At 38.4% G+C, this 271-nt stretch carries 1 protein-coding gene; it reads left to right on the forward strand.

Annotated elements, in window-relative coordinates:
* Positions 1 to 191: LytTR family transcriptional regulator DNA-binding domain-containing protein (locus tag QVP40_RS12695; protein WP_288200563.1), on the forward strand; the 191-nt coding region annotated here is incomplete at its 5' end.
* Between the last annotated feature and the right edge of the window lie 80 nt (positions 192 to 271).

Genomic DNA, 271 nt, shown 5'->3' on the forward strand with positions numbered 1-271 from the left:
ATTTTCAGGAAGAACTGAAGTCCAGAGAGTTTCTGTCTGTAGATAAAGGGATGATGGTAAATATCCGGCATATCATGAAAGTAAAAGATTATGAAATTTTTATGCGGGATGGTGTGCGTATTCCTGTTGGAATTACAAAGTATACAGGAGTAAAGAATGCTGTGGCAGACTTCTGGAGGAGTGAACCGTGAAAATTGCATTATACATACTGGCAACATTTGTGGAAACAGGACTTGGAATCCATATTTTTGCCCAGGCTTTTCCAAAAAGA

The organism is Blautia sp. CAG:257 (genome assembly GCF_000433815.1).
Taxonomy (GTDB): Bacteria; Bacillota; Clostridia; order Lachnospirales; family Lachnospiraceae; genus Blautia_A; species Blautia_A caecimuris.